The organism is Crateriforma spongiae, from assembly GCF_012290005.1.
Lineage (GTDB): Bacteria > Planctomycetota > Planctomycetia > Pirellulales > Pirellulaceae > Crateriforma > Crateriforma spongiae.
Genome location: NZ_JAAXMS010000003.1, coordinates 717779 through 741499, shown reverse-complemented (window position 1 = coordinate 741499; position 23721 = coordinate 717779). Strand labels below are relative to the sequence as shown.

21 protein-coding genes and 1 pseudogene are annotated in these 23721 nt (G+C 56.7%); 9 read left to right on the top strand and 13 right to left on the bottom strand.

Annotation, left to right across the window (positions count from 1 at the left end; translation table 11 throughout):
• Position 1: 1 nt before the first annotated feature.
• A complete protein-coding gene (locus HFP54_RS11025; RefSeq protein WP_168565128.1) occupies positions 2-568 on the top strand; it encodes a dihydrofolate reductase family protein in 567 nt (188 codons plus the stop codon).
• Here the strand turns inward: HFP54_RS11025 and HFP54_RS11020 are convergent, their stop codons facing one another.
• The 11 genes from HFP54_RS11020 to HFP54_RS10970 all read right to left on the bottom strand — a co-directional run bounded on the left by HFP54_RS11020 (position 569) and on the right by HFP54_RS10970 (position 10449).
• On the bottom strand, positions 569-2233 hold the full coding sequence (locus HFP54_RS11020) for a DEAD/DEAH box helicase (RefSeq protein WP_168565127.1): 1665 nt from the start codon (positions 2231-2233) through the stop codon (positions 569-571).
• Complete coding sequence (locus HFP54_RS11015) at positions 2230-2772, bottom strand: RusA family crossover junction endodeoxyribonuclease (protein ID WP_168565126.1); 543 nt, start codon at positions 2770-2772, stop codon at positions 2230-2232. Before HFP54_RS11015 ends, HFP54_RS11020 begins: the two co-directional genes overlap by 4 nt.
• Before the next feature lie 96 nt (positions 2773-2868).
• Entirely contained in the window at positions 2869-3363 is a 495-nt protein-coding gene (locus HFP54_RS11010; RefSeq protein WP_168565125.1) for a DUF669 domain-containing protein, read from the bottom strand.
• Between the two features lie 49 nt (positions 3364-3412).
• Complete coding sequence (locus HFP54_RS11005; protein ID WP_168565124.1) at positions 3413-4174, bottom strand: ATP-binding protein; 762 nt, start codon at positions 4172-4174, stop codon at positions 3413-3415.
• Between the two features lie 34 nt (positions 4175-4208).
• Positions 4209-4442 (bottom strand): hypothetical protein, encoded by a 234-nt coding sequence (locus tag HFP54_RS11000; RefSeq protein ID WP_168565123.1) that lies wholly within the window; start codon positions 4440-4442, stop codon positions 4209-4211.
• 95 nt (positions 4443-4537) lie between these two features.
• Positions 4538-5131 carry an ECF-type sigma factor gene (locus HFP54_RS10995; RefSeq protein ID WP_168565122.1) on the bottom strand — a complete coding sequence of 198 codons (594 nt, stop codon included), beginning with the start codon at positions 5129-5131 and terminating at the stop codon, positions 4538-4540.
• Between the two features lie 194 nt (positions 5132-5325).
• Positions 5326-6522: a hypothetical protein gene (locus tag HFP54_RS10990; protein ID WP_168565121.1), complete on the bottom strand. Its 1197-nt coding sequence runs from the start codon at positions 6520-6522 to the stop codon at positions 5326-5328.
• Positions 6497-7687: a hypothetical protein gene (locus HFP54_RS10985; RefSeq protein WP_168565120.1), complete on the bottom strand. Its 1191-nt coding sequence runs from the start codon at positions 7685-7687 to the stop codon at positions 6497-6499. The genes HFP54_RS10990 and HFP54_RS10985 overlap by 26 nt, the downstream gene beginning before the upstream one ends.
• A gap of 271 nt (positions 7688-7958) precedes the next feature.
• Positions 7959-8402: a hypothetical protein gene (locus HFP54_RS10980; RefSeq protein ID WP_235951570.1), complete on the bottom strand. Its 444-nt coding sequence runs from the start codon at positions 8400-8402 to the stop codon at positions 7959-7961.
• Positions 8399-9967 (bottom strand): recombinase family protein, encoded by a 1569-nt coding sequence (locus HFP54_RS26175; protein WP_168565119.1) that lies wholly within the window; start codon positions 9965-9967, stop codon positions 8399-8401. The genes HFP54_RS10980 and HFP54_RS26175 overlap by 4 nt, the downstream gene beginning before the upstream one ends.
• A complete protein-coding gene (locus HFP54_RS10970; RefSeq protein ID WP_168565118.1) occupies positions 9964-10449 on the bottom strand; it encodes a DUF2924 domain-containing protein in 486 nt (161 codons plus the stop codon). Before HFP54_RS10970 ends, HFP54_RS26175 begins: the two co-directional genes overlap by 4 nt.
• Before the next feature lie 1384 nt (positions 10450-11833).
• Here HFP54_RS10970 and HFP54_RS10965 point away from each other — a divergent pair.
• From HFP54_RS10965 to HFP54_RS10950, 4 genes are read left to right on the top strand one after another with little or no spacing between them, the layout of a single operon-like run.
• Entirely contained in the window at positions 11834-12046 is a 213-nt protein-coding gene (locus HFP54_RS10965; RefSeq protein ID WP_168565117.1) for a hypothetical protein, read from the top strand.
• Complete coding sequence (locus tag HFP54_RS10960) at positions 12043-12534, top strand: DUF2924 domain-containing protein (RefSeq protein WP_145295178.1); 492 nt, start codon at positions 12043-12045, stop codon at positions 12532-12534. Before HFP54_RS10965 ends, HFP54_RS10960 begins: the two co-directional genes overlap by 4 nt.
• Positions 12531-14105 (top strand): recombinase family protein, encoded by a 1575-nt coding sequence (locus tag HFP54_RS10955; RefSeq protein ID WP_145295175.1) that lies wholly within the window; start codon positions 12531-12533, stop codon positions 14103-14105. The genes HFP54_RS10960 and HFP54_RS10955 overlap by 4 nt, the downstream gene beginning before the upstream one ends.
• Complete coding sequence (locus HFP54_RS10950) at positions 14102-14518, top strand: hypothetical protein (RefSeq protein ID WP_196784637.1); 417 nt, start codon at positions 14102-14104, stop codon at positions 14516-14518. The genes HFP54_RS10955 and HFP54_RS10950 overlap by 4 nt, the downstream gene beginning before the upstream one ends.
• 8 nt (positions 14519-14526) lie before the next feature.
• Here HFP54_RS10950 and HFP54_RS10945 read toward each other — a convergent pair whose 3' ends face one another.
• Positions 14527-15405 (bottom strand): hypothetical protein, encoded by an 879-nt coding sequence (locus HFP54_RS10945; protein WP_145295173.1) that lies wholly within the window; start codon positions 15403-15405, stop codon positions 14527-14529.
• A gap of 49 nt (positions 15406-15454) precedes the next feature.
• A complete protein-coding gene (locus HFP54_RS10940) occupies positions 15455-15877 on the bottom strand; it encodes a hypothetical protein (RefSeq protein WP_145304739.1) in 423 nt (140 codons plus the stop codon).
• A gap of 18 nt (positions 15878-15895) precedes the next feature.
• Between HFP54_RS10940 and HFP54_RS26390 the strand changes: the two are divergent.
• The 4 genes and pseudogenes from HFP54_RS26390 to HFP54_RS10925 form a co-directional block, all read left to right on the top strand.
• A pseudogene (locus HFP54_RS26390) lies at positions 15896-16171 on the top strand (anti-sigma factor family protein); the annotation flags it as partial.
• 108 nt (positions 16172-16279) lie between these two features.
• Entirely contained in the window at positions 16280-16975 is a 696-nt protein-coding gene (locus HFP54_RS10935) for a hypothetical protein (protein WP_235951568.1), read from the top strand.
• A 9-nt stretch (positions 16976-16984) separates the two neighbouring features.
• Entirely contained in the window at positions 16985-19312 is a 2328-nt protein-coding gene (locus tag HFP54_RS10930; RefSeq protein ID WP_145295168.1) for a heavy metal-binding domain-containing protein, read from the top strand.
• A 15-nt stretch (positions 19313-19327) separates the two neighbouring features.
• Positions 19328-23305: an efflux RND transporter permease subunit gene (locus HFP54_RS10925; protein WP_168565116.1), complete on the top strand. Its 3978-nt coding sequence runs from the start codon at positions 19328-19330 to the stop codon at positions 23303-23305.
• Positions 23306-23721: the final 416 nt, after the last annotated feature.

The window sequence follows — 23721 nt, the reverse complement described above, 5'->3', positions numbered from 1 at the left end:
AGTGATAGGCTCTCGAACTCTGATTGCAGACAAACGCGAGGACGAAATGGAAGTCAGCTACTACGTTGCCGTGACGTTGGATGGTTTCATCGCTGAGGCCGACGGCAGCGTCGGCTTCCTTGAGCAACTCGGTGAGCCAGATCCGAATGGCTACGAAGCATTTTTCAATTCGATTGATGGGTTGTTGATGGGTCGGGCGACCTACGATCAGATCCTGACGTTCGGCGATTGGCCCTACGGCGATAAACCATGCTGGGTCGCGACTGGCCGTGAGTTGGAAAGCGGCACGCGGGGCAAAGCACTTTCAGGAACGCCACAAGAACTGGTTGATTCAATACAGCCAAATGGAATTCAGCGTCTCTGGTTGGTGGGCGGGAGTCGATTGGCCGGGCAGTTTGCGAATGCTCAATTGATCGACAAGCTGATTGCATCGGTGGTTCCCGTTTGCATTGGAAGTGGAAATCCACTCTTCCAGTCGCTGCAGACCAGCCACTGGTTCGGTCTGGAGCAAACGTTTCAACGCAATCACGGGGTGATGGAACTTCATTTCAAAGCGAAACATAAGTAATCAAAACGGTGCTTCTTCGAGGCCGGCGGTCGCGGGGACTTCGCCAAGTTCGTGACCGATGATCTGGTCATAACGTTGGCCGGCGATGGAGCGGACAGTCAGCGTTGTTGTGGACGCGAGCAAACCAGCGTTCGCGATCTCGGCCGCTTCGTCGGCATCGGTCGGGCACGGATCAAGGCAACGTTTTTGCCACCACTGTTCGGCTTTGCGGCGGGCGAAACCGGAGTGCTCGATGCAGATGAACTCGCTCTGCCAATGATCGAGGCAGATCATGTAGTCGACTCGCAAACATCGCGGAGCATCATCGTCCGCGTCGCGTTTGCGATGGATTCGGTAGACGATGTCTTGGACCTCGTATTCCGTGTCGGTCACTTCACCGGACAGCACACCGGCTTCGCTAGCTTTTGCGTCGTGGGCTTCGCGGTCTGGCGGTGGGAACGGATGGCCGCACTCGGGACAGTTCGCGTAGCCGCACGCGACCAAGGCGTGACACTTTTCGCATTCCTTGGCCGGCGGAGTCTGGTCAGTGCGAGTTGCCTTTTCTTTCGGTTTGATTTGGTCGATCGGACCGTGCCGTTCGATGTTGCCGCCGAAGTCGAGGACCAGACAGTTCTGTTTGTCGGGGTGTAAGCGGAAGCCGCGACCGACGCACTGGTAAAGCAGTCCGGGCGACATGGTGGGACGCAGCATTACGACGCAATCGACTCGCGGTGCGTCGAAGCCGGTGGTCAGCACGTTGACGTTGCAGAGAAAACGCAGCGGTTCGTCGTCGAGAAGCGAGGTCGGTGCGTCGCCGCGAAACCGTGCCAACAACTCGTCACGTTCTTCGGCCAGCGTCGCTCCAGAGACGAAACCACACTCGATATTGTGGTTGTCTCGCAACGTTTCGACGACTTGCCGCCCGTGGGCGACGGACGTGGCGAAGATCAACACCGCCCGGCGATCAGCCGTCAGTTCCACCAACTCGGCACACGCGGCCGATACGAGGGCGTCGTCGCCGGCCAGTTGCTCAACTTCGTCCGAAACAAATTCACCAGCCCGAACGTGGACGCTGGAAAAGTCAGCTCGGTTGACGCCGGCTTTGGAAACCAAGGGGCACAGGTACCCGTCGCGGATCAGTTCTTTGACACCGATCTCGTAGCAGATGCTGTTGAGAAAATGGTCCGGCGAACAGATCATGCCGCTGTCGAGACGAAACGGCGTCGCGGTCAGTCCGATGACTCGCACGTTGGGATTGATGACTTTGCAGTCGGCCAAAAACTGCCGATACATGCCGTCGCCCTTCTTCGAAATCAGGTGGGCTTCGTCGACGATGATCAGATCAAACGGATCGAGGTCGCACGCTCGCTTGTAGATACTTTGGATGCCAGCGACCAAGATCGGCGTGTCGGTGTCACGCTTCTTCAGTCCGGCCGAATACAGGCCGACCTCGATGTTTGGGCACAGCCGCCGAACTTTGTCGGCATTCTGTTCGAGCAATTCCTTGACGTGAGCCAAGATCAACACGCGGCCGTTCCATTGTCCGACGGCATCGCTCGCGATCTTCGCCAACACGAGCGACTTGCCGGCACCGGTTGGCAACACGGCAACCGGATTGTCATTGCGACGACGGAGGTGAGCGTAAACCGCATCAACGGCGGCTTGTTGGTAACCGCGAAGCTTCAAACCTGGTCCTCCTCGCGTTCGATGATGACGTTACCGTTGTGCCGCTTCTTGCCACGTATGTCTTCGACTCGGCAACTGAACATCGCGTTGATCTGACGGCACGGCAGACAGATGCGGTTGCCCGGGCCATCGCTTTCGAACGCTTCGTCGCAACGTAGGCATGTGCGGAAGCCGGCTTTGCCGATGGGTGCCGGCACACGCTGAACCACTACTTCGGCACGCTCTTGTTTCGGTTCCGGTGCGAACTTCTCCACGGTCAGACGCACGATTTGGCTGTCGTCCTCGTACGCTCCGCCGTACTGCATCGCGTCGAGTAACGCTTTGAGCGAATTGTCGACATCGCGGCGACGACGGTCCGGCGGGATTAAACGAATGTCGACGATCAGATCGCCGTCGAGCGTTTTGACGTTTTTGCGTTTCAGCAGCGAACTGACCGCGGCTTGGTATTGCCGGCCTTTCTTTGAGACCAGCACGCGGTTGCCAACGTGTCGCCAGTATGTGTTGACCGACGGCGGAAAAGGCAGACTGAGTTTGTACATGGTACGGCGTGTCGTGGATGAAAAAGAAAACGCCCGGCCGGCATTCCGTTGCCAGCCGGGCGTTGGGCCTTGGTGCGAATCAAGAAGAGGTCGCGACTATCGCTGCCAAGGTGGGGTATCCGTGCCGGCAGCGGCCGGCGAAGAATCGGCGTCGGTGGACGACATCTCGGAAGCCGCGATCGGTGCGGCCGAGGCGTCACGCCGGGAATACCCCTTCACTTCGTTTTGCAACTCGCCGGTGTCGCTGCGTTTCTTCACCTTCACGTGGATCACGCACGGCAAGTTGTGCAGATCGGCCGAATCGGATGGAGTCAGCACGCCGACCGCTCGGCAGATCGACGACAACTCGCGACGAGCGATCTCGACGGCGGTCGCGTTCGGGTTGTCGAGGTTCAATCGCACCCACAGGAGCCTGTTGGCGTGAGGGCCTTCGATTACCTGAAACGTGAGCTGGAGATAATTCCCAGCACCCGACTTGGTCGGCTTCATTTCGCTGTCGGTGATGACGGCGACGTATCTGCCGACGGGCAGCGGTTCGAGGTCGTTGGCGGGTTCGACGGTGTTGGCATCAAAGCCGTTCAGGTTGGCCATGGTTGGTTCCTTGGGTCAAAGGTTGAATACAAAAACGGGTTGGAATGAATCAGTTGTTCGACGTGATCGCCGACACGAACGCGGACCACGACAGCGGCAATTCTTCGCTGATGCCGTAGCGGTTCTTGGCGACACAGGATGGCGAGCCGTAAGCACGGATGACGCGTTCGCCGCCGTCTTTGCCGACCGCGTGAGCGATGGTGCGTTTGCGGTTGAAGCCTCCGTCTTCCGTCTGAGTCCTCAGCTTCCGGGTGGCGAACAAAACCGCGTCGGTCCATTCCTTGACGAGCGCCGCGGCGTGTTTGTGAAGCCGCGGTGAGTATCGGTCGTAGGGCGACGACTCCGGATCCTCGAAGCGTTCGACCTTCGAATGAGCGATCAACACCACGACCATGCCGCGTGATCGCAGCACGTTCAGAATGTCGAGCACCTCACGCCACAACGACAAAGCGTGCGTGTAGCCGCGGGCGTATCCGCCGTCGACTTTCTCGATCGACTCGACGCCGTACTGCTGGCACAACTTGTCCCAGATCAGCCGTTCCATCCAATCGAGCGAATCGATGACCACGCTTTGGTAGTCGTGCTTTTCATCCCGCAGCGTTATCAGTGCCGCCATCACATCGTTAAGTGCGCCGGCCAGCGGAAAACGATCGCAGTCGATCTCGTCGAGCCCGTCTTCGGTTTGAATGAACACCGGCTTTGGGGCTTGGCTGCCGAACGTCGACTTGCCGATGCCCTCGATGCCGTAAAGCAACACGCGAGGCGGCTTGGATTGCCGGCCGGACTGAATGGTTTGCAGTAAGTTGGTCATTGGTTGGATGACTCCTTGGTGATGGGTGGTTGGGTTAAATGGAAGGAACGTGTTCGATGTCGAAGTTGCCGTCGCGATCGCTGGTCACGAGGTAGTACTTGAAGTCGATTTGGACAACGAAGCGTTGGTCCGGTCCGAGTTGTTTGCGAAGCGAACGGCACGCTCCAGTGAAATCGCGGGATGCATCGTTGAAGCGTTCGGCCGAACGCAGATAGCGTCCAACGGCCAATGAGATTCCGACTCGTCGATCAAGACCCAAGACCGTCACGTTGACTCCCGCGGCTAAGTGTTTCGGGCGGCATGCAAACCGATGCCCGCCCCTTTCTTAGCTATGCGATTCGTCGCGTTGGCATCCCGAGAAAATTAGTTCTCGAGCCAATCGGCTTTCCCGAAGTGTTCGCGGATCACCTTCACCGCTTCGGTCACTCGGCGATTCGAAATCCCCAGATCCCGAGCGACTTCGGCTTGGCTGGACGTCTTCAATTTGCGTGCAATCGCCCTGTAACCACGCGGCAACGTGCGGATGAGATGCTCGACGCTTTCACTCATGTCGTGAAGCTCGAAAACATCACTGGTCTCACCCAACGTTCGTCGATCCTTGTCTTCGATGCCGAGCATGCGGAATAGCTCTTCGTGAGTCCCGTCGCCGGTTTCGACCACGTCGCCCGTCGATTCGACAACGGTTCCCGCGGGCGGTTTGCACTTCTTGCGATTTGCCTGACGCACCAGTTTGGCCGTGCAGTTGCGAATCAACAGGTTGACGAACACCTCGTGGCTTCCGCGACGTTCGTCGAATTGATCGAGATGCTCGAGGATGTGCAGCATGAACTCTTGCTCCAGATCCTCCTTCGTTATCTTGCCGTTGAATTCGGGCCGAAACTCGATCAGCGACGCGACGCGGCGGCCCATTTGAACCGCGTGGTCGAACAGTTCGGGGTGCGTGTCTTGAATGGTCAAGCGAATATCCTCCGGCCGGAGGCAAGGCATGACCGTTGTCACAATCGCCGTCGCAGACAGAACTGTGTCGCGATTCCGAATCGCAAAAACGCACAGGCGACGGCGAGACACGCAGTTCACGTCCTCTCAGCCGAGAACGTGGCGAGACAACTTTTGTCCGAACACGACAAAGCGTGTCCGCAGCAAGAATTGCTTCAGAATTTCCAGTCGATCGGCTGCGACGGGCGATAACGCAGCGTCACCCCCGTCTCCAAATGCTGGCGAAGATGACCGGCAAGTTCCGGACACTTCTTGTCGATCAACTTGATGGCCCGACGGATCGCTCGCGAAACGCTGTCGCCTGAACGGGCCGCATCCGAATCGTCACGAATCTTGCCGGCCAACCCGGTCGCCTTACGAACGTAGGTCAAGATCTCGTCCCGTTCGGTTTGCAATTCGGTCACGGACGCCATTTCGCCGTTCGCGTTTGCACTCTCCAACTCAGCCGCGATGGCGTGCAAGCGATCGTTTGCCTCTTTCAGAGTGCGCCGGTCGGTTTGTTCGCCTCGCGAGCCCGCTTTTGCGACCTCATCGATTCCCGACGCCAAAGCTTCCAAAGTCGTGGCCGCGATGGACTCGTTTGGCCGAGCCAGCAGATGTGCGATGTGCGGCATCCCGCTGTTGTCACGTACGGGACGTGGCTGAGTGCCAAAAGCCACCATCCAGATGTCGTCGTCGTTTTGGAACGAGTATTCGGGCACGGGTCCGCCAACGTGAATGCCCATCGTGGTGGATAGCACCTGACGCCAATCATTTTTCGCGACAATACGATGCGAGCGATGCAACTGAACAAGATCACTTAGCGTCACAACCGGATTGCCGAAACGATCCATGAGCCGGCGAACCCGGGGCGTCAATCGCCGTCCCGTTGGATGCAGTACCACGATCCGACCACCATCATGCGTGGCGATGTCACTTAGCCCGTCCATGATTTCGTGTTCGGTTTTGCGGATGCAAAGCCAGACCGCTCGCGACTCGAATTCTGACGGCAAGTTGCCGATGCGAGACAGATGCTGGCTCGGCCCGATCTGCTCGTAGCCCTCAACCAATTTCAACGCTTCGGCGATCTCGAGAGCAAGCCGCCTCACGTCGAAGCGGTGCAACGCGACATCGGAGCGCGTCAGCGACCGGTGCTCGTAGGTTTCATCGTTTAAAGCCACGTACTCGCCGGCATCTTCGATCACTCGCCACGGATCGGCGGTCGCAGATATTCGATAGCTCGAACTGATCTTGTCCGTGACGCACAAGAAACGACGAAGCGATTCGAACTCCGTTCCGAACCGCCGTCGCCACCCCCCTAAGACATCCGACAAACCACCGTCATCCTCAAGCGATTGCCAGAGACATGTCATCTTTCTGCACCTGCGACACCGGCGTTCGTCCCAGCATGATTCCCCGCAACCGCAACCATCGCTCGATCAATTCGGCATACCCGTCGCGTGTGTAGCAGGCGGCGTTGCCGGCATACAACTTGATCGCTCGTCGCATGCGAACGTTGCGGAATTTGAATCGCAGATTCATGCTCTGGATTCGTTCGTCCCAAGGCAATTCGTAATGATGTTGCTCCATGTCGGCGACCAGATCGTCAGCACCGAATACCTTGTACGGGTGCTGGTCTCGATCAAAGTCGAATCGAACTTCGGTCAATTGAATCGACTCGATTTCGTCAATGTCTGCCGGTGACAGGACGTCTCTTTGAAGTTCAACAAACGGATCGAAAGTGAATCTCGGAAACTCCACGAAATGGTCGGGTGATCCGAACAGCATCGAACCCATGCAGCGTCGATACACTTCGCGAGCGTTCTTCAATTGCGAATTGACCAGCAGGACATTTTCGGCTCGGTCCAAGATCGCGACGTCTTTGGCCGCCGGACGCAAATGCACTCGGCGAATGCCACGCTTGTCGATTGTTTCAAATCTCTTGTAAGGATCGCCGCGACGAATCGTTGTCACGACCTGATCCGCGTCCTCGCGAAGCAACACTTTTGCATTGTCACTGCGATTGTTTTGGTTCATCCAGTCGGCCACGTTCCGGCGACACGATTCGATCCGCTCCGACGTCAATTTCAACAGCGGCGTGTCGTCGCCAGCGGGTGCATAGCACTCCATGCGACGCGGCATCTTGAATGTGTGCCAAGCGTGACGGGCTTCGAGCAATGCCGGTGCGGCCAACCAGACTTGCACGGCCACGTCGGCCGGCGAATCTTCATCGCTTAAATCAAGCCGCACGTCAGCCGAACGAGCGGACGACAACAGGGCATCCATTCCCTGTTCCGTGGCCATGTCGTTGATCATGCCCAATGCGTTGAGCATTTCTTGCGGCGTATCCATCGAAGGTGTTTCGAGAATGGCGATTAGTTTGTCATGATCCAGAGTCGCCGCCTTGGACGGAGCGGGCAGCTTCAACCCTCGGCCGGCGAGGTACGTTTGGTGTGGTGAGAGCAGATCCAGCAGTCGGGTCGGGCCAATGGTGCGAACAATTTCGGGGTTTGTTAGGTGGTTGAGAAAACGAGACATTTCGGGCGTAAATTTCCGCTCACTTGGTTCCAGCGTCCGTGAAAGAGTGATTGAGCCAGCGATCCAGCGTTTGCTAGCAAACACGACTTCGTGCGGAGGGCATTGAACGGGAGGCGCGTGACACGTTTGGTCCAAGCCCGCGCAGGAATTTCAGAAAAACAGCCGAAAACCACGGTAAAACCGCTGCGAAATAATTTTGGACCAGAACCCGAAAAACCGGTTGACGGAGGTCGCCGGCGATAGGATTTCCGGTCAGTAAGCGTCCGCGAATCTATCCCGCGGCGACAGATCGTCGGTTCTCGAAGTCCTCTTTCTGTCGCAGCAGTTCCTGCCAAGCCCGCCGCTGCTCTTCCCAATCCAAGATGGCAGTGATCGGCCGGATGCGTTTCTCGTGCAAAAACGGTTTGCCCGGACCTTGCGGCGGCAAGTCGAGCAATGCCCGTTGAATGTCGGGAGCCAGCAAGTTCAGGCCCATGATCTGGCTCATCCGCGGCTGACTGACGTTTCCCATCCGAGCCAGATCGGTCAAATCGCGAGCCTCTTCGCGACGCAGCTTCTCCTGAAACTGGATCGCTAACGCCATCAGTTTCGTCACGCGATGTAGCTTCGGACGCACCGGGCGGTCGTCTTCCATGTCGACCTCGGTTACTGACGAGATGACTTTTCGACCGCGAGCCTTGATGTCGACGTTCAGTTTCGTTTTGACTTTGATCAAGCGACGGTCTCCGGTTCATCGTTGAGTGATTCCAATGCCGCGATACCGCTGGCGTGATACGAAATTTCGATCGTGCAATCGCTCTGATCGAATTCGACTTTTGCGATCAACAGTTGCAGCACCTCGGCTTGTTCACGAATCGAAAGGTTTTGCCAAAGACCGTCGAAGTCGGCGAAGGCGTTGTCGACATCACTTTCGCACAACACGCCCGAGTCAATCTCCTGAAGACGCTTGCCCACGTTGCGGAGTTTTCGTTCGGACCTTTCGATGCGTTCATGCAACTCGGCCAAACGGATCGTCGTGATGGAACTGATGGTTTCGTTCGTCGACAATCGTCGCACCTCGGCATGGTCTCGCGAAAGTTGCCGTTTGAGTTGCTGGCGTTGCATATCAAACTCAGCGCGTTGCAGCTTTACCGCTTCCTGCGATTGCCGTACGACCTCGCTACGCAAATCTGCGTCGCCGGCAATGCAAGCGACTTGTTCAATCACCGCGTTCTCAATCTCCGCGGCCGGCAGTGACGGATGCTGACAAGATTTCCGACCACGTTTGATGGCTCCGACGCACGTGTAGTAGCGGTAGCTTCTGGACTTCCGCCGAGAGACGTTGTGGACCATCGCCAGATTGCATTGCGGACACCGAATGATGCCCTTCAATAAACCGCCGTTCTTGGACGGCAGGCGACTGGACCGATTGCTTTGATTCGCCCGCAGTTGCGATTGAACTTGCTCGAAGATCGCTTCGTCGACGATCGCTTCATGCTGCCCAGCGTACGTTTCGGACTTGTGTTTGATGCGTCCGATGTAGATCGGGTTCGTAAGCATCGTGTGAACGCTGCCTGTGTTGAATTCACGGCCGCCTTTTTCGTCGCCTTTCTTGGTTCGCCAGACTTTGTTGCACCAGCGCAGCCTGTTGAGTTCCTCCGCCACGGCGAGCAACGATTTCAATTCCAAGTACATCGCAAAGATTCGGCGAACGCGAACCGCTTCCTCTGCGTTGATGACCAATCGTGGTGGCCGCTGAGTTCGGTCGACGTCGTAGCCAAGCACCGGATACCCGCCCGTCCACTGCCCACGCCGGCAGTTCGCGGCCAGTTTGTCGCGGATGCGTTCGCCGATAATTTCTCGTTCGAACTGTGCGAATGACAGCAGAATGTTTAGCGTCAGTCGCCCCATCGAATGCGTCGTATTGAATTGCTGTGTGACCGATACGAACGACACTCCGTACTTGTCGAACGTTTCCATCACCCGCGAAAAGTCCATCAAAGACCGACTCAGCCGGTCGACCTTGTAGACCACCACGCAGTCGACCTTTCCGTCTTCGATGTCTTCAAGCAATCGCTGGAAAGCGGGCCGGTCTATGTTTCCGCCGGAGAAGCCGCCGTCATCGTAGCGGTCCTCGATCGCCACCCAACCCTCTTCGGCTTGGCTGCGAATGAATGATTCGGCCGCGGCCCGTTGAGCATCAAGCGAATTGAATTCCTGATCCAATCCCTCGTCGGTCGACTTGCGGGTGTAGATGGCACAACGAATCGTTGGCGTCGATGTCGTCTTGCTCGCGATCACGATTCACGCCTCCCCAGTCGAAAGAACAAAAAGCCGTTGGTGTGTGTGCCGGTGACCTTCTTCGCCACCGCGGTCAACGAGCGATACCGCTCGCCTTCGTATTCAAAGCCTTCTTGCAACACGGCGACTTTGATCATGCGGCCTTTGTACTGCCGCTCGAGCCATTGACCGGGCGGAGGCAATCGAGGATCCCAGTCCACGAATGCACTGGCCTGTCGTGGTGTGACTTGAACGTTGCGGTTTTCCCGCGGTGCAGTTACACGGGTCTGGGCGTCGGCCGCCAAGCCTTCCGCTTTCGAGAGCATCTCGGCCGTCACTCCGCCTTCTTCGTTCGCTTGCAGTTTCCACGCGATGCGTCGGATCAGATATTGCTTGTTGCGACTACGACATTCTTCGCGATACACCTGCTCGTATCGCTTCACCAATTCGTTGACTGTCATGTCCGGCAACCGATGGACTTCCGCGGCAATTTTCGGTGTCATCGTTCACCTCCGATCTTTTCCGTCATCTCGGATGTCTCTGCTCGACGGTCATCACCCGACTGCTCACTTTCGTTCTTCGGGTAAACGGCCTCGCCCACCCACGGCTTACGTCGTCGCAGCGATTTGGCCAGTAAAGCAGCGATCATTTGGTATCGCATCTCGTTTTTCAATTTGTCTCTCCGTGTCTCGGTTCAATCGAACTTTGGTCCCCACCAGCGCGGTCGGAGACTTCGTGAGACACAGAGAGCGGTGGTTCGCCGGCGATCTCAAGCCGCTCGGGTAGAGAGTCGCCCGAATTTTCAGAAACAGGCGTTCCATCCGGCGACACATCCGCCGCACGCCGAACACGCCCGACGGCACGGGCCAAGATTGCCGCGACCGAACGAAACCGGGCTAGCTCGGCCTTCGTTCTGCTCGCACCCAAATCAACCGAATCAGAAATAACGACACCCCAATCAATCGCAGTCAGAACTGGGGCCACCCCGCCGGCGGCCTCCCTTTCTTAGCTATGCGATTGGGCCGAACGTGCGCGCATCACCCGAAAGCAAAAAATTCCGAATTGGCTCTGACCGACCGAGCCGGAACAGGTGCCGAAAAGAGATCCCGAGTGGGCCGAAGAGCGAATAACCTCAGCCTCAAAACCCGGTCTCCGCCATCACCCAGAGAGCTCTGAGAGTCTCGGCCCGATCTGGCCAAAAAATCACCGCCAGCCCCAAGATCCAGCCGACCCAAACTCTCTCACCAGAGAGTCCGAGAAAACAGCAGAACGCCGCGAAACCACGAAAAAAGCCGGCGTTTCGCGAATAGCAAAACGCCGGCTTTCGGAGTTTACCCCTGACGGTCAGTTTCCCAACCGAACAGAGAAGTTGTGGGCGACCGGCGGTTTTCAAACTCTTGTGGGATTCTAACCGTTGGTCAGAACACTTGGCAGATTATGTAGTGATTTTCTCTTAGGAATTGCTCGATCTCGGGGATCGGTTTGTTCGTTACCGTTCCTTGGTGGGGTGAATATTTTTTTGATTGGCTTGAATTCTACTTTGGCGCGCAGGCGAACGGTAGGACGGCATAGGTAACCGGGGAGGGAGCGTTTGGTTGCTCCCGGTTGCTTGTCGTTCTTTCAAAGGGTTGCGTGTGGGTAAGTCGGATTTTGATGTGGCTGAGTTGTCGCCAGATGCGCGACGACGGGCTGTGGCTGAGTTGCTTGGTCGCGGTGTGGGGCGATGGAAACGGTTTTGCCTGGAAGCTGTTTCGGGAACTCTTGAAGACTCTTTGGGAAAACGGCTTGAGGCGGGTCGGTTTCCAGGGCTCTCTGTGACGGACGCGGTTTCTGAGCGGCAGATGACCGCGGCCGAATCCATTCCTTCTTTCACAGAGGTACCCATTCATGAGTGATGCAAGACGCAGCAATATCGCTGCCATTCTTTCGCGTGCATTGACTCGATGCCGGACCAAGGCAGAACAATCTTCGACGCAATGTGCGATCTACACTCGCCAGTCGAATCAAGTTGACGTCGAACAAGATTCCGATTCGCTCGACAAAAATGATATGTCGATCGTCTCCGAAACGGAGCAAGCTAACACGGAGGTGAGCCGATGACGGATGAAACTCGACTGGCGGTTGCCGCGCTTGAGGACAAGACAGTCAATGAACTGCGATCGCTCTACGAAGAAGTGTTTGATGAAGTTTGTCGCAGTCGCCACAAGAAGTATTTGGTGCGACGAATCGCTTGGCGGCTGCAAGCGTTGGACGAAGGCGGGCTGAGCAACGAAGCGAAGCAGAAGGCTCGAGAGTTGGCGGCAACATCGGATCTTCGTATGACGGCTCCACGCGAAGAAGTTCTGGACAACGTTCGTCGGGCCACGCCGGAGGAAGATGGGTACGTCGACTGGGATCCTCGCTTGCCACCGCCGGGCAGCTTTCTGGAGCGGCGATACAAGGGCCAGATGGTTCGGGTGCTCGTATTGACGGACGGATTTGAGTACGAGGGCAAACGGTTTCGTTCGTTGTCGAAAGTCGCTGGCGAGATCACCGGGGTCAGCTACAACGGATTCCTCTTCTTTCGGCTCGGAAGGAGACAGAAATGAAAAAGAAAACGGAATCTGAACGGCGGATCATTCGGTGCGCGATTTACACTCGTAAGTCGACTGAGGAAGGACTCGATCAAGAATTCAATTCGTTGGACGCCCAGCGTGAAGCCGGCGAGAACTTCATCGCCAGTCAATCGCAAGAGGGCTGGAAGGTCATTTCGACGAGGTACGACGATGGCGGCTACTCGGGCGGCAACGTTGACCGGCCCGCGATGAAACGATTGCTGGAGGATATCGCGGCGGGCAAGATTGATTGCGTGGTCGTGTATAAGGTCGACCGATTGAGTCGTAGCTTGCTGGACTTCTCGAAGATCATGGAAACGTTCGACAACCATGGCGTGTCGTTCGTTTCGGTGACGCAGCAGTTCAATACGACGCACTCGATGGGTCGGTTGACGTTGAATATTCTTCTTTCGTTCGCACAATTCGAGCGAGAGATCATCGGCGAGCGGATTCGCGACAAGATCGCGGCTCAGCGACGGCGTGGTAAATGGGCAGGCGGTATCCCGGTGCTGGGCTACGACGTCGACCGATCCGGGCCAAGCCCGAAGTTGGTGGTCAACGCGGACGAGGCGGCGAAGGTGCGGCGTATTTTTGGCTTGTACCTCGAGATGGAGTCGATGACGCCGGTGGTCGAAGAACTTGACCGTCGTGGATGGTGCTTGAAGTCTTGGAAAACGAAATCGGGAAAGACGAGAGGCGGCAAGCCGTTTGATAAATCGTCGCTGCACACAATGTTGACCAACCAAACCTACATTGGTCGGATCAAGCATAAGACGCAGACGTTCAAGGGTGAGCACACGCCGATCATTGACCAGAAGTTGTTCGACGATGTCGCGGCGATGATGCGTAGTCACGCTCGCGGCGGCGGCAATCACTTGGTCAACAAGTATCAGGCGTTGTTGAAAGGTTTGATCTATTGCCCGGCGTGCAACTACTCAATGGTTCACAACGTCGCTCGCCGCCGGTCGAAAGTGTACCGCTACTACACGTGTGTGACGGCAATCAAACGCGGGCGGAAGTATTGTCCGTCACCCTCGTTGCCAGCGGCTGATATCGAGGCCGCTGTGGTCGACCAGATTCGCTGCATCGCGGATGATCCAGGTTTGCGCCGCGATGTGCTGGAACAGTCGAGCAAACGTTGTGAAGCGGAGTTGGCGGAGTTGACTACCCAACGAACGCAGCTCACCCAACGGTTGAATCACCAGCACGAGCAGATGAAACATGTGAGCAATTCGACGGATGCCGGGTCTGGCGATTCAGAGCGATTGGCCGCATTGCACCAGGAGGTCGCCGGCATTATCGAGTCGCTTGAAATCGTTAACGGCGAGATCGAACGTTTGACTGCGGAACAGATCGACGAGCGTGATGTGAACGCCGCCTTTGCAGATTTTGGCAACGTCTGGAATGAGCTGAACACTCGCGAGAAGTCGGCGGTGCTGACGTTGCTGATCAGTCGGATTGAATTCGACGCAGACGAAAGCTCGCTTTCGATTTCGATGCACCCGGCGGGCATCAAAGCCTTTTCCGCCGAAGCGACCGAACAACAACAGGAGACGAATTCATGATTACGGTCAAATGTAAGGTCAACGTGAACCTGAAGAAACCCGCCAAGAAGAAGGCGGAATCGGCCGACGAACCGCCGGTGAAAAGGCGCGGAAAGGTTCCCAGGATTTCTCGCTTGATGGCGCTCGCGATTCGTATGGACGAGATGCTGCGGCGTGGCGAGGCACAGGACACGATCGAACTTGCCGAGTTGGGCAAAGTCTCGCAGCCCCGTCTCACTCAAATTCTGAGCCTATCACTGCTCGCCCCCGAGATCCAAGAAGCGTTGCTCTACCTGCCCCGCGAAATGACGGGGCGTTCCAAAATTCACGAAAGGAACTTGCGTCCGATCACGAAGCAACTGTGTTGGGTCAAGCAGCGTGAAATGTGGAGCGATCTGATTCGCTCAGTCGGTCCGGCGGCGAAAGATGTTTGACGCCATATTTAGAACGCCGGTGGCGTGATTCCCTTGGCTTTGAGGGCGGCTAGGTATTTGTCTGGTTCGGCGACCAACTTTTTGGCACAGCCGGGGCAGCAGATGTAGACAGCTTTTCCATTGACATTGACCTTGCCTGGGACGCCCATGCCGCCCAGCGGTTCGTCCATCACGGGACAGGTTTTCTGTGCGGCGATTGCGGCAGCATCGGCAAGCGTCGATTTGAAAACGCCCTCGCGGACTTGTTCGCCTTTGGCGGTGTAGTACTTGGTGAGGTACTGGTCGGGTGAGGCTTCGACTTTCTTCGTGCAGCCCGCACAGCAGACGAAGAGTGACTTGTCACCGATTGTGATCTTGGGTGGCTTGCCCATGCTGCCGAGCGGTTGGCCGCTGACGGGGCACGTGGCTTGAAGGCTGATGAGGAGTTCGTCAGAGAGCTTACCGCTGGCGAGTTTGCCCATCGCATGGAAGACCAGAGGCTGGCTTCCGATGTTGGTGATCTCGACGTTGATGTGCAACGGTCGATCGACGACTTTAGACAGGTCGATGCCGACGCCGATTGCTAGGTTTTTGAGCGTTTTGAGTTCGTAGGCGTATTCCTTTTCGCTGTCGCCGACTCGCAGTTTCAGTGTGCCGGTCGCGTCGGGCGGGGCGATCGGTTGGTCGTTCTTGCCAAGGATCATGAACATGATGCCTTTGTCGGCGATCACGGTTTCAACGCGGCGGTCGCCAACGGTTTGCACAGTGCCACCGTGCGGGCCAGTTGCCGCAGTGGCGTGACTGTGCCCAGCGTGGTCGTGTCCGGAGTGGACGTCCTGCGCGGTCGCGAGTTGGGGCGACGCGAACAGTGTGGCCGCGACAATTGCAGTGAGAATGCGAAGTTTCATTGAAATAGTTCTTTGAAAATAGTGATGGTACAGGGTGATGAACGTGGGGCTACTGATTCAACTTGGCGAGGTACTTGTCTGGGTCGGCGAGCAGCTTGTCTTTGCAGCCGTCGCAGCAAATCCACACTGACTTGCCGTTCACATCGACCTTTTCAGGGGCTCCCATCGTTCCAAGCATCTCGCCGCTGACGGGGCACATGTGTTGGGCCATGGCGGACTTGTGATCTTCCGGCGATAGCTCTTTCAAGCCCGCCATCATCTTGGCCATTGGCGAATCGGAATCTGCGGTGGCGTGGTCGCCGTGATCGTGATCGGCGTGGTCGCCATGGTCATGGTCTGCGTGGTCCTCGGCCGTGTCGCTGGCGGGAGTCGCGGGTGGCGTCACAGGATCGGATTCGGGCGAGTTGCAGCCGAAAATGCCGAGAATGAGCAACCCGCCGAGTAGAAACGGGATGAATTTCGTGAGTCGCATGGGGTTTTGCCTTCGCGGATGAGGAGGGCGAATTTTTCGATTGACGTGCATTTGGATACTTGGGCGGTCGCTTTCTTCACGCCGTGCGGAAAGAATTCTGCAAATTCACTGAAATGCGTGAATAAACACGTACTTCGGGCATCAAAAACACATCAGCAGAAGCGTCTCCCAGAGAATGAGTGGGTTATGTCAACCAACGATTGCAAAACTGTGCAGCCAGACCTGTCGGCTTATCACGACGGCGAGCTTGCGGCTGGACGAGCGGCAACGGTGGCGAAACACGTTGAGTCATGCGAATCGTGTGCGGCAGAGCTGAGTTCGTTCAGGTCAATCGGGTCGAATTTCGCTCAAACGCCCATCCCAGCAAAGCCGTCTAGTCTGTGGCAGCGAATTGAGCGTGAATTGCCGACGGCCGTTGAGCCGGTGACACTGTCGCGACGGTTTAGCGTTTGGATTCGCGAGTCGCCGTATGGCGCGGGGCTGGTGTCGATGGCCGCGTCCGTTTTGGTTCTATTGGGTGCAGGTCTGTGGTACGGCGGCGGCAACAATCACAACATGGCCAGCAGTGGTGCGATGGCGACGCACGGCACCGATGGACATTCGCCTGATGGTGAGATGTCAGCCGAACACATGGTCGAGTTCGCTGGCGTGATGGACGAATACTTGCAGAAGCTGCCCAGCGATCCAGACGCAGCGGAACGAATGCTGCTTACCAAGTACGACGGTGAGAAAGTCGACGCGGACGGAGCAGTTAAGTTGGTCGGCTATCGACCGATCGTCTCGGGCGGATTGCCCGAGGGATATTCGTTGGCATCAACCAGCGTCTTGAAAATGCCTTGTTGCACGTGCGTAAAGGCGGTTTGCAAACGCAACGACGGTTCGACGTTGGTTCTATTTGAACACGACGACGAAGAGACGGCTTGGTTTGGCGATCGCCGCCAAAGCATGGCAACGTGCGGCGACAAAGATTGCTGCCTCGTCGATCTCGATTCCAGCATCGCGGCAACTTGGAAGCAAGGCACTCGAAGCGTCACCGCCGTCGGTGTTCGCGACCAAGATGAAGTGGCGAAGCTGGTGACCTGGTTAGACAAATCCTAAAGCGAACTCATGAACGAATTCTTCAAACAACACCGCGGGAAACTCTGGATTGCACAAGCGGTGGCGTTTGTGCTGCTCGGTGTCTTCGTCGCTTCTTGGTTTGGCGGCGGCTCGGATGAGCCGAATGTGTCCTCGAATTCCGGTACGTCGAATTCGGAGGCCATGCAAGGGAAACCGTCGATTTGGACTTGTTCGATGCATCCGCAAATCCGTCGCGATGGTCCGGGCAGTTGTCCGATCTGCGGGATGGACTTGGTTCCGGTCAGAGAATCGGCCGACGGTGTTCGCACCGTTTCGATCAGCTCTGAGATCAAGAGCCTAATGAACGTTCAGGTCAGCCCCGTGCGTCGGCAATACGTGACGGCCGATGTTCGGATGGTGGGCAAGATCGAGTACGACGAAACACGACTTGCCCACATCACGGCTTGGGTTCCCGGCAGGCTCGAACGCATGTTCGTTGACTATACGGGCGTCGAAGTCAACAAGGGCGACCACATGGTGCAAATCTACAGCGAGGCACTCTACACCGCACAGGAAGAGTTGCTTGCCGCCACTCGGCGGGACCGGCCGCAAAGCTCATCGCGTTTCATCGAACCACTCGATCTTGCCGAATCCGCTCGCGAGAAATTGCGGTTGCTGGGACTGACGCCAGAACAGATTCAGACAATCGAGCAACGTGGTAAGTCATCCGAAACCGTAACGATCTATTCGCCGGTCGGCGGCGTGGTCGTCGGCAAGTTGAAACAAGAAGGTGATCGCGTACAGACCGGCGACCGCATCTACACTGTCGCTGATTTGAACCACTTGTGGGTTCAAATGGATGCTTACGAATCGGACCTAGCTTGGTTGCGATACGGGCAAGACGTCGAGTTCACGACCGAAGCTTATCCGGGCGAGGTTTTTCACGGACGCATCGCGTTCATCGACCCGGTGTTGAACGAAGATACGCGAACAGTGAAGGTTCGCGTGAACGTCAGCAACGATGACGGCCGACTGAAGCCGGAGATGTTCGTGCGGGCGATCGTGAAGAGCAACGTCGCGGCGGGCGGCCGAGTGCTTGATGCGTCGTTAGCTGGAAAGTGGATCAGCCCGATGCATCCCGAGATCGTGAAAGATCAACCGGGCGACTGCGACATTTGCGGGATGCCATTGGTACGGGCCGAATCATTGGGCTATGTCACTGCGGAACCGACCGATGCTGCGAAGCCGTTGATCGTACCGACGTCAGCGGTGTTGCTAACCGGCACACGAGCGATCGTCTACGTTCAGATTCCCGACGCAGACAAGCCGACTTATGAAGGTCGGGAGATTGTGATCGGTCCGCGAGCAGGTGAATTCTATCTGGTGAAGTCCGGTCTCAACGAAGGCGACCTCGTTGTGACCAACGGAAACTTCAAGCTCGACAGTGCGCTGCAGATTTCTGCGAAGCCCTCGATGATGACACCTCAAGGTGGCGGCGGCGGTGGACACAACCACGGCGGTATGGAAATGCCAAAGGCAGACGAAGGTGTCACGATGAACGCGAGTCCGATGGAGTTGGTGCCAGCGGTACGTGATGCGATGCAAGGCATTGTTGAGCAATACAAAACGATTCAAGAAAAGGTCGAAGCAGCGAACCTCGCAGAGATTCGTGCCGGCTACGACGAACTGGGTAAAGCGGTCGAGGCGTTGCCAGCAGACTTGATCGGCCCCGACATGCGACCGCAATGGTTCGAGATTGCGATGTTATTGCGGAACGACGTCACCGAAGGCCGTGAGACCAATTCCATGCGTGAAGCCGATCGGGTGTTCGCGTTGACTCGCCAGCACGTCGATCAAATGAAGACGCAATTCCCGTTGCCGATGTCTCACGATGAAATGCAGATGCCAGCGATGGCGAACATGGATGCTCCGCCAGAAGTGACCCAGCAATTAGACGGCTTTGTCGGTCCTTATTTGGGACTTGGTAAGGCGCTCGCGGCCGACGATCTGGAGGGTGCGAAGCAAGCCGTCGAGCCGTTGCATCAGCGATTGGCTTCATTGCTGCCGATCGTCTCTGAGTCCAAAGCGGTCGAAATGTGGAACAAAGAGAAACGCGACTTGTCCGAGATCGTCGCAAGAATGCAGAAAGCAAGCGACCTCGCCGCCTTGCGGAGCGGATTCGCGTTGCTGTCTGAGCAGATGCTGAGCCTGGAGCGGATGTTCGGCCTTCCCACCGACGCGGCTCTTTACGAACTGCATTGCCCGATGGCGTTTGAGGGACGTGGTGCATCTTGGATTCAGTCCGACGATGCAGTTCGCAATCCGTACTACGGCCCGTCGATGCTGAAGTGTGCCGACAAAGTCGAAAAGTTGTAGGCCAAGTAATTCAACATGACTGACAACGATGAAACCATTGAATACGCAAAACGCTCGATCCTCGGCCGGCTGATCTGGTTCTGCTTGACCAACAAGCTCGTTGTCCTGTTGCTGGTCATTGCGACGCTGGGCTGGGGCGTCATGGTCGCGCCGTTCGATTGGGAAACCGGCGCGTTGCCTCGCGATCCCGTTCCCGTCGACGCGATTCCCGACATTGGCGAGAACCAACAAATCGTGTTCACGCAGTGGATGGGTCGCAGCCCACAGGACGTCGAGGACCAGATCGGTTATCCGTTGACGGTTGCGCTGTTGGGCATTCCCGAAGTCAAGACGATCCGCAGCTATTCGATGTTCGGCTTCTCGTCGATTTACATCATCTTCGGCGAAGACGCAGACTTCTATTGGTCGCGAACGCGAGTGCTGGAAAAGCTGAACAGCTTGCCCGCCGGTACCTTGCCCGATGGCGTGCAACCGACTCTCGGACCGGACGCGACAGCATTGGGGCAGATTTATCTTTACACGCTCGAGGGCCGCGATCCTGATGGCAACCCGACCGGCGGTTGGGACTTGCGAGAGCTGCGAACGATTCAAGACTACTACGTTCGCTATTCGTTGACTTCAGCGGAAGGGATCAGCGAAGTCGCGTCGATCGGCGGCTTCGTTCAGGAGTACCAAATCGACGTTGATCCCGATGCGATGCGGGCCGCTGGAGTGACGCTTGCGAAGGTGTTTGAGTCGATTCGCATGACGAACGTTGATGTGGGTGCTCGGACGATCGAACTGAACAAGGCGGAATACGTCATCCGCGGTCTCGGCTTCATCGAGGATATCGAAGACATCGAGAAGACGGTCGTAAAAGTGACGGACAACGTGCCGATCACGGTGGCCGACGTAGCCAACGTGTCACTCGGGCCGGCTCTCCGGCGTGGTGCGCTCGACAAGGCCGGTGCGGAAGCCGTCGGCGGAGTCGCGGTCGTGCGTTACGGATACAACCCGCTGGCAGCGATCAAGAACATCAAACAGCGTATCAAGGAAGTTTCGCCGGGCCTGCCGACGAAGGTGCTTGTCGATTACACAAAGACGTCGGCCGATGAAGTTGATCTCTACGCCGACCGGCATGACCTGGAACCGATCACGGGAGCGACGGCCAGTAGCGATGCCTGGGTCAAGCATCTTCGTGGCATGCCCCAAGAACAGTGGCCGACATGGATTACGACCAGTCAAGTCGCGGTCGTGCCCTTCTACGATCGCACGGGGTTGATCTACGAGACGCTGGGCACGTTGAACACAGCGCTGTTTGAAGAAATCCTCGTGACAATCATCGTGATCCTGGTGATGGTCGTCCACCTACGCAGCTCATTTCTTATTAGTGCGCTACTACCGCTGGCCGTTTTGATGTGCTTCATCGCCATGAAGACGTTTGGCGTGGACGCAAACATCGTGGCGTTGTCTGGCATCGCGATTGCGATCGGGACGATGGTCGATATGGGGATTATTCTCACCGAGAACATTCTCAAATACCTGGATGAAGCTGCGCCCGAAGACGACAAGTTGACGGTGATCTTCAAAGCGGCTCACGAAGTCGCCGGTGCGGTGCTGACCGCCGTGACAACGACCGTGGTCAGTTTTCTGCCAGTATTCACGATGATCGGTGCGGAAGGAAAGCTGTTTCGTCCGCTCGCATTCACCAAGACGTTTGCACTCACGGCATCCGTCATTGTGGCGCTGACAATCATTCCGCCAGCCGCCCACGTGTTGATGGGCGGGCGCATTGAGTCAAAGAGTTTGCGTCGTGGGGCTTGGTTCGCGTTACTGATTCTCGGTATTGCGGCGTCGATGATGTTGACGTGGTGGGTCGGTGCAATCTTGATCGTGCTGTCCGCATACAAACTGTACGAAGAACGGATTCCTGAGCGTTACCACCGTTTCGGACCGTACGCGGCCAGTGCACTCGCGGCGATAGTCGTCGGTGTTCTGCTGACGCAGGAGTGGTTGCCGCTGGGACCGCAGAAAGGTTTGCTACTGAATTTGCTGTTCGTCGGCGGATTGATTGGCGGCATCCTCGGCTTCTTTACTGTCTTTCAACGATTCCTGTACGAACCGATCCTGCGTTGGTGCCTGAATCACAAGCTCGCGTTTCTCTGCTTGCCAACTGCGATCCTGTTGTTCGGTGGATCGGCTTGGTTGGGTTTCGACAAGGTCTTTGGTTTCGTTCCCAAGGCGTTCTCGATGGTTGGCATTTCAGATTCGACTGTTCGGGAGTCCGGTCCTTGGAGAACAGCAACCAACGTGCTACCGGGACTCGGCAAAGAATTCATGCCGCCGCTCGACGAAGGCTCGTTCCTCTACATGCCCACCACGATGCCGCACGCTTCGATCGGTGAAGCGATGGACGTGTTGCAGTTGCAGAACCAACTGCTCGTCTCGATCCCCGAAGTCGAATCGGTCGTCGGTAAGATTGGTCGCGCCGACACTCCGCTTGATCCGGCACCCGTGTCGATGATCGAAACCTACATCACCTACAAGTCGGAATACAAAACCGACGAAGACGGTCACCGGCTGAACTTCCGCTATGACACGGAAGCAAACGAGTATATCCGCGACGACGACGGTGAGCTGATCCTTGATCCCACCGGTCGTCCGTTCCGGCAATGGCGAGACGAAATACGCACGCCTGACGACATTTGGCAAGCCATCACGACGGCGGCCCAGATTCCAGGCACGACGTCCGCTCCTAAACTGCAACCGATCGCGGCTCGGATCGTGATGCTGCAGAGCGGCATGCGTGCGCCGATGGGGATGAAGGTGAAAGGCCCGGACCTGGAAACGATCGAGCGGGTTGCCTTGGAATTGGAATCGCTGTTGAAGCAAATTCCAACGGTCCAATCGTCAGCCGTCATCGCTGACCGCATCGTCGGCAAGCCGTACTTGGAGATCGACATCGACCGCGATGCGATCAAACGATACGGACTGCACATTCGCAGCGTGCAGGACGTGATCGAAGTCGCGATTGGCGGCCGGCAGATCACAACGACCGTCGAAGGTCGTGAGCGTTTCCCGGTGCGAGTGCGTTACGCCCGCGAACTGCGGGACGATCTCGAATCGCTCGAACGGATTCTAGTTCCAACGCCGACCGGATCGCAAATCCCGCTCGGACAACTCGCCGACATTCGCTACACGCGAGGTCCGCAAGTCATCAAGAGCGAAGACACGTTCTTGCTTGGGTACGTTTTGTTCGACAAGAAGCCGGGCGAAGCGGAAGTCAACGTCGTTGAGGATGCTCAGGCATTTTTGCAATCGAAGATTGACTCGGGCGAGTTCACGCTGCCCGCTGGAGTCACCTACACGTTCGCAGGCAACTACGAAAACCAAATCCGATCGCAAAAAACGCTGGCAATCGTGTTACCACTCGCACTCGGGATCATCTTCTTGATTCTGTACCTGCAATTCAAATCAGCCATCACAACATCGCTAGTCTTCAGTGGCATCCTGATCGCGTGGGCGGGCGGTTTCATCATGCTATGGTTGTACGGGACCGAATGGTTCCTCGATTTCAGCTTACTCGGCACCAACATGCGTGAGCTGTTCCAAGTCAAAACGATCAACCTAAGTGTTGCCGTTTGGGTCGGCTTCTTGGCCCTGTTCGGCATCGCCAGCGACGATGGCGTCGTGATCGCATCGTACCTTGACGAAAGCTTCCGCAAGGATCGCATCGAGAACGCCCAGCACGCTCGCGAAGCCACTGTGGCTGCCGGCATGAGACGCGTTCGACCGTGTTTAATGACCACGGCGACGACAATCCTGGCATTGATTCCAATCCTGACATCGACCGGCCGTGGCAGCGACATTATGGTGCCGATGGCGATCCCCAGTTTCGGCGGCATGGTCATCGCAATCATCACGATGTTTATCGTGCCGGTTTTGTATTGCAGTGCGATGGAGTGGAAGTTGCGGCTGGGTATCCGAGACGAACGCTTTGCGAAGGACGCTTGAGGGAAGATGGGCAGTGAAGCTGGGTTAATCAGACTCCCAAGTGGGCGTGTTGGTATGCGAATTGCTTGATTTGCGGCTGGCCATGCAAGAATGACAGAACAACGCGGCAAGCATTTGCCGATAAACTGGACTGGTCGCAAGGCTAGTTGTAGCCTACAATCTTTTTAATGGCCTACCTATTAAGAAGAACCAACTGACACGATGTTTCGGCTGCTTTTACTATCGTTTATCGCATTGCGAGTTGTCGCGTGCCCGGTGTTTTGCCTGGGTGGGTCTGATGATCGTTTTGTGAGCGATGTGGCAGTTGTGCATCATTCTTGTGGTTGTTCTGGTGAACAGAACGCGCCTTGTGATGACGATAGCGTTCCACCGGTGGAATCGCCTTGCCCTTGCGAAACGGGATGTGAGTGCCAGGT

Excerpts from the sequence above, each read along its gene's own strand:
- HFP54_RS10925 (WP_168565116.1), top strand. The coding sequence starts at position 19,328 with ATGACTGACAACGATGAAACCATTGAATACGCAAAACGCTCGATCCTC.
- HFP54_RS10985 (WP_168565120.1), bottom strand. The coding sequence starts at position 7,687 with ATGTCTCGTTTTCTCAACCACCTAACAAACCCCGAAATTGTTCGCACC.
- HFP54_RS10990 (WP_168565121.1), bottom strand. The coding sequence starts at position 6,522 with ATGACATGTCTCTGGCAATCGCTTGAGGATGACGGTGGTTTGTCGGAT.
- HFP54_RS11015 (WP_168565126.1), bottom strand. The coding sequence starts at position 2,772 with ATGTACAAACTCAGTCTGCCTTTTCCGCCGTCGGTCAACACATACTGG.
- HFP54_RS10970 (WP_168565118.1), bottom strand. The coding sequence starts at position 10,449 with ATGACACCGAAAATTGCCGCGGAAGTCCATCGGTTGCCGGACATGACA.
- HFP54_RS10930 (WP_145295168.1), top strand. The coding sequence starts at position 16,985 with ATGAACGAATTCTTCAAACAACACCGCGGGAAACTCTGGATTGCACAA.
- HFP54_RS10960 (WP_145295178.1), top strand. The coding sequence starts at position 12,043 with ATGACGGATGAAACTCGACTGGCGGTTGCCGCGCTTGAGGACAAGACA.
- HFP54_RS11010 (WP_168565125.1), bottom strand. The coding sequence starts at position 3,363 with ATGGCCAACCTGAACGGCTTTGATGCCAACACCGTCGAACCCGCCAAC.
- HFP54_RS10965 (WP_168565117.1), top strand. The coding sequence starts at position 11,834 with ATGAGTGATGCAAGACGCAGCAATATCGCTGCCATTCTTTCGCGTGCA.
- HFP54_RS10955 (WP_145295175.1), top strand. The coding sequence starts at position 12,531 with ATGAAAAAGAAAACGGAATCTGAACGGCGGATCATTCGGTGCGCGATT.
- HFP54_RS10945 (WP_145295173.1), bottom strand. The coding sequence starts at position 15,405 with ATGAAACTTCGCATTCTCACTGCAATTGTCGCGGCCACACTGTTCGCG.
- HFP54_RS10940 (WP_145304739.1), bottom strand. The coding sequence starts at position 15,877 with ATGCGACTCACGAAATTCATCCCGTTTCTACTCGGCGGGTTGCTCATT.
- HFP54_RS11005 (WP_168565124.1), bottom strand. The coding sequence starts at position 4,174 with ATGACCAACTTACTGCAAACCATTCAGTCCGGCCGGCAATCCAAGCCG.
- HFP54_RS10950 (WP_196784637.1), top strand. The coding sequence starts at position 14,102 with ATGATTACGGTCAAATGTAAGGTCAACGTGAACCTGAAGAAACCCGCC.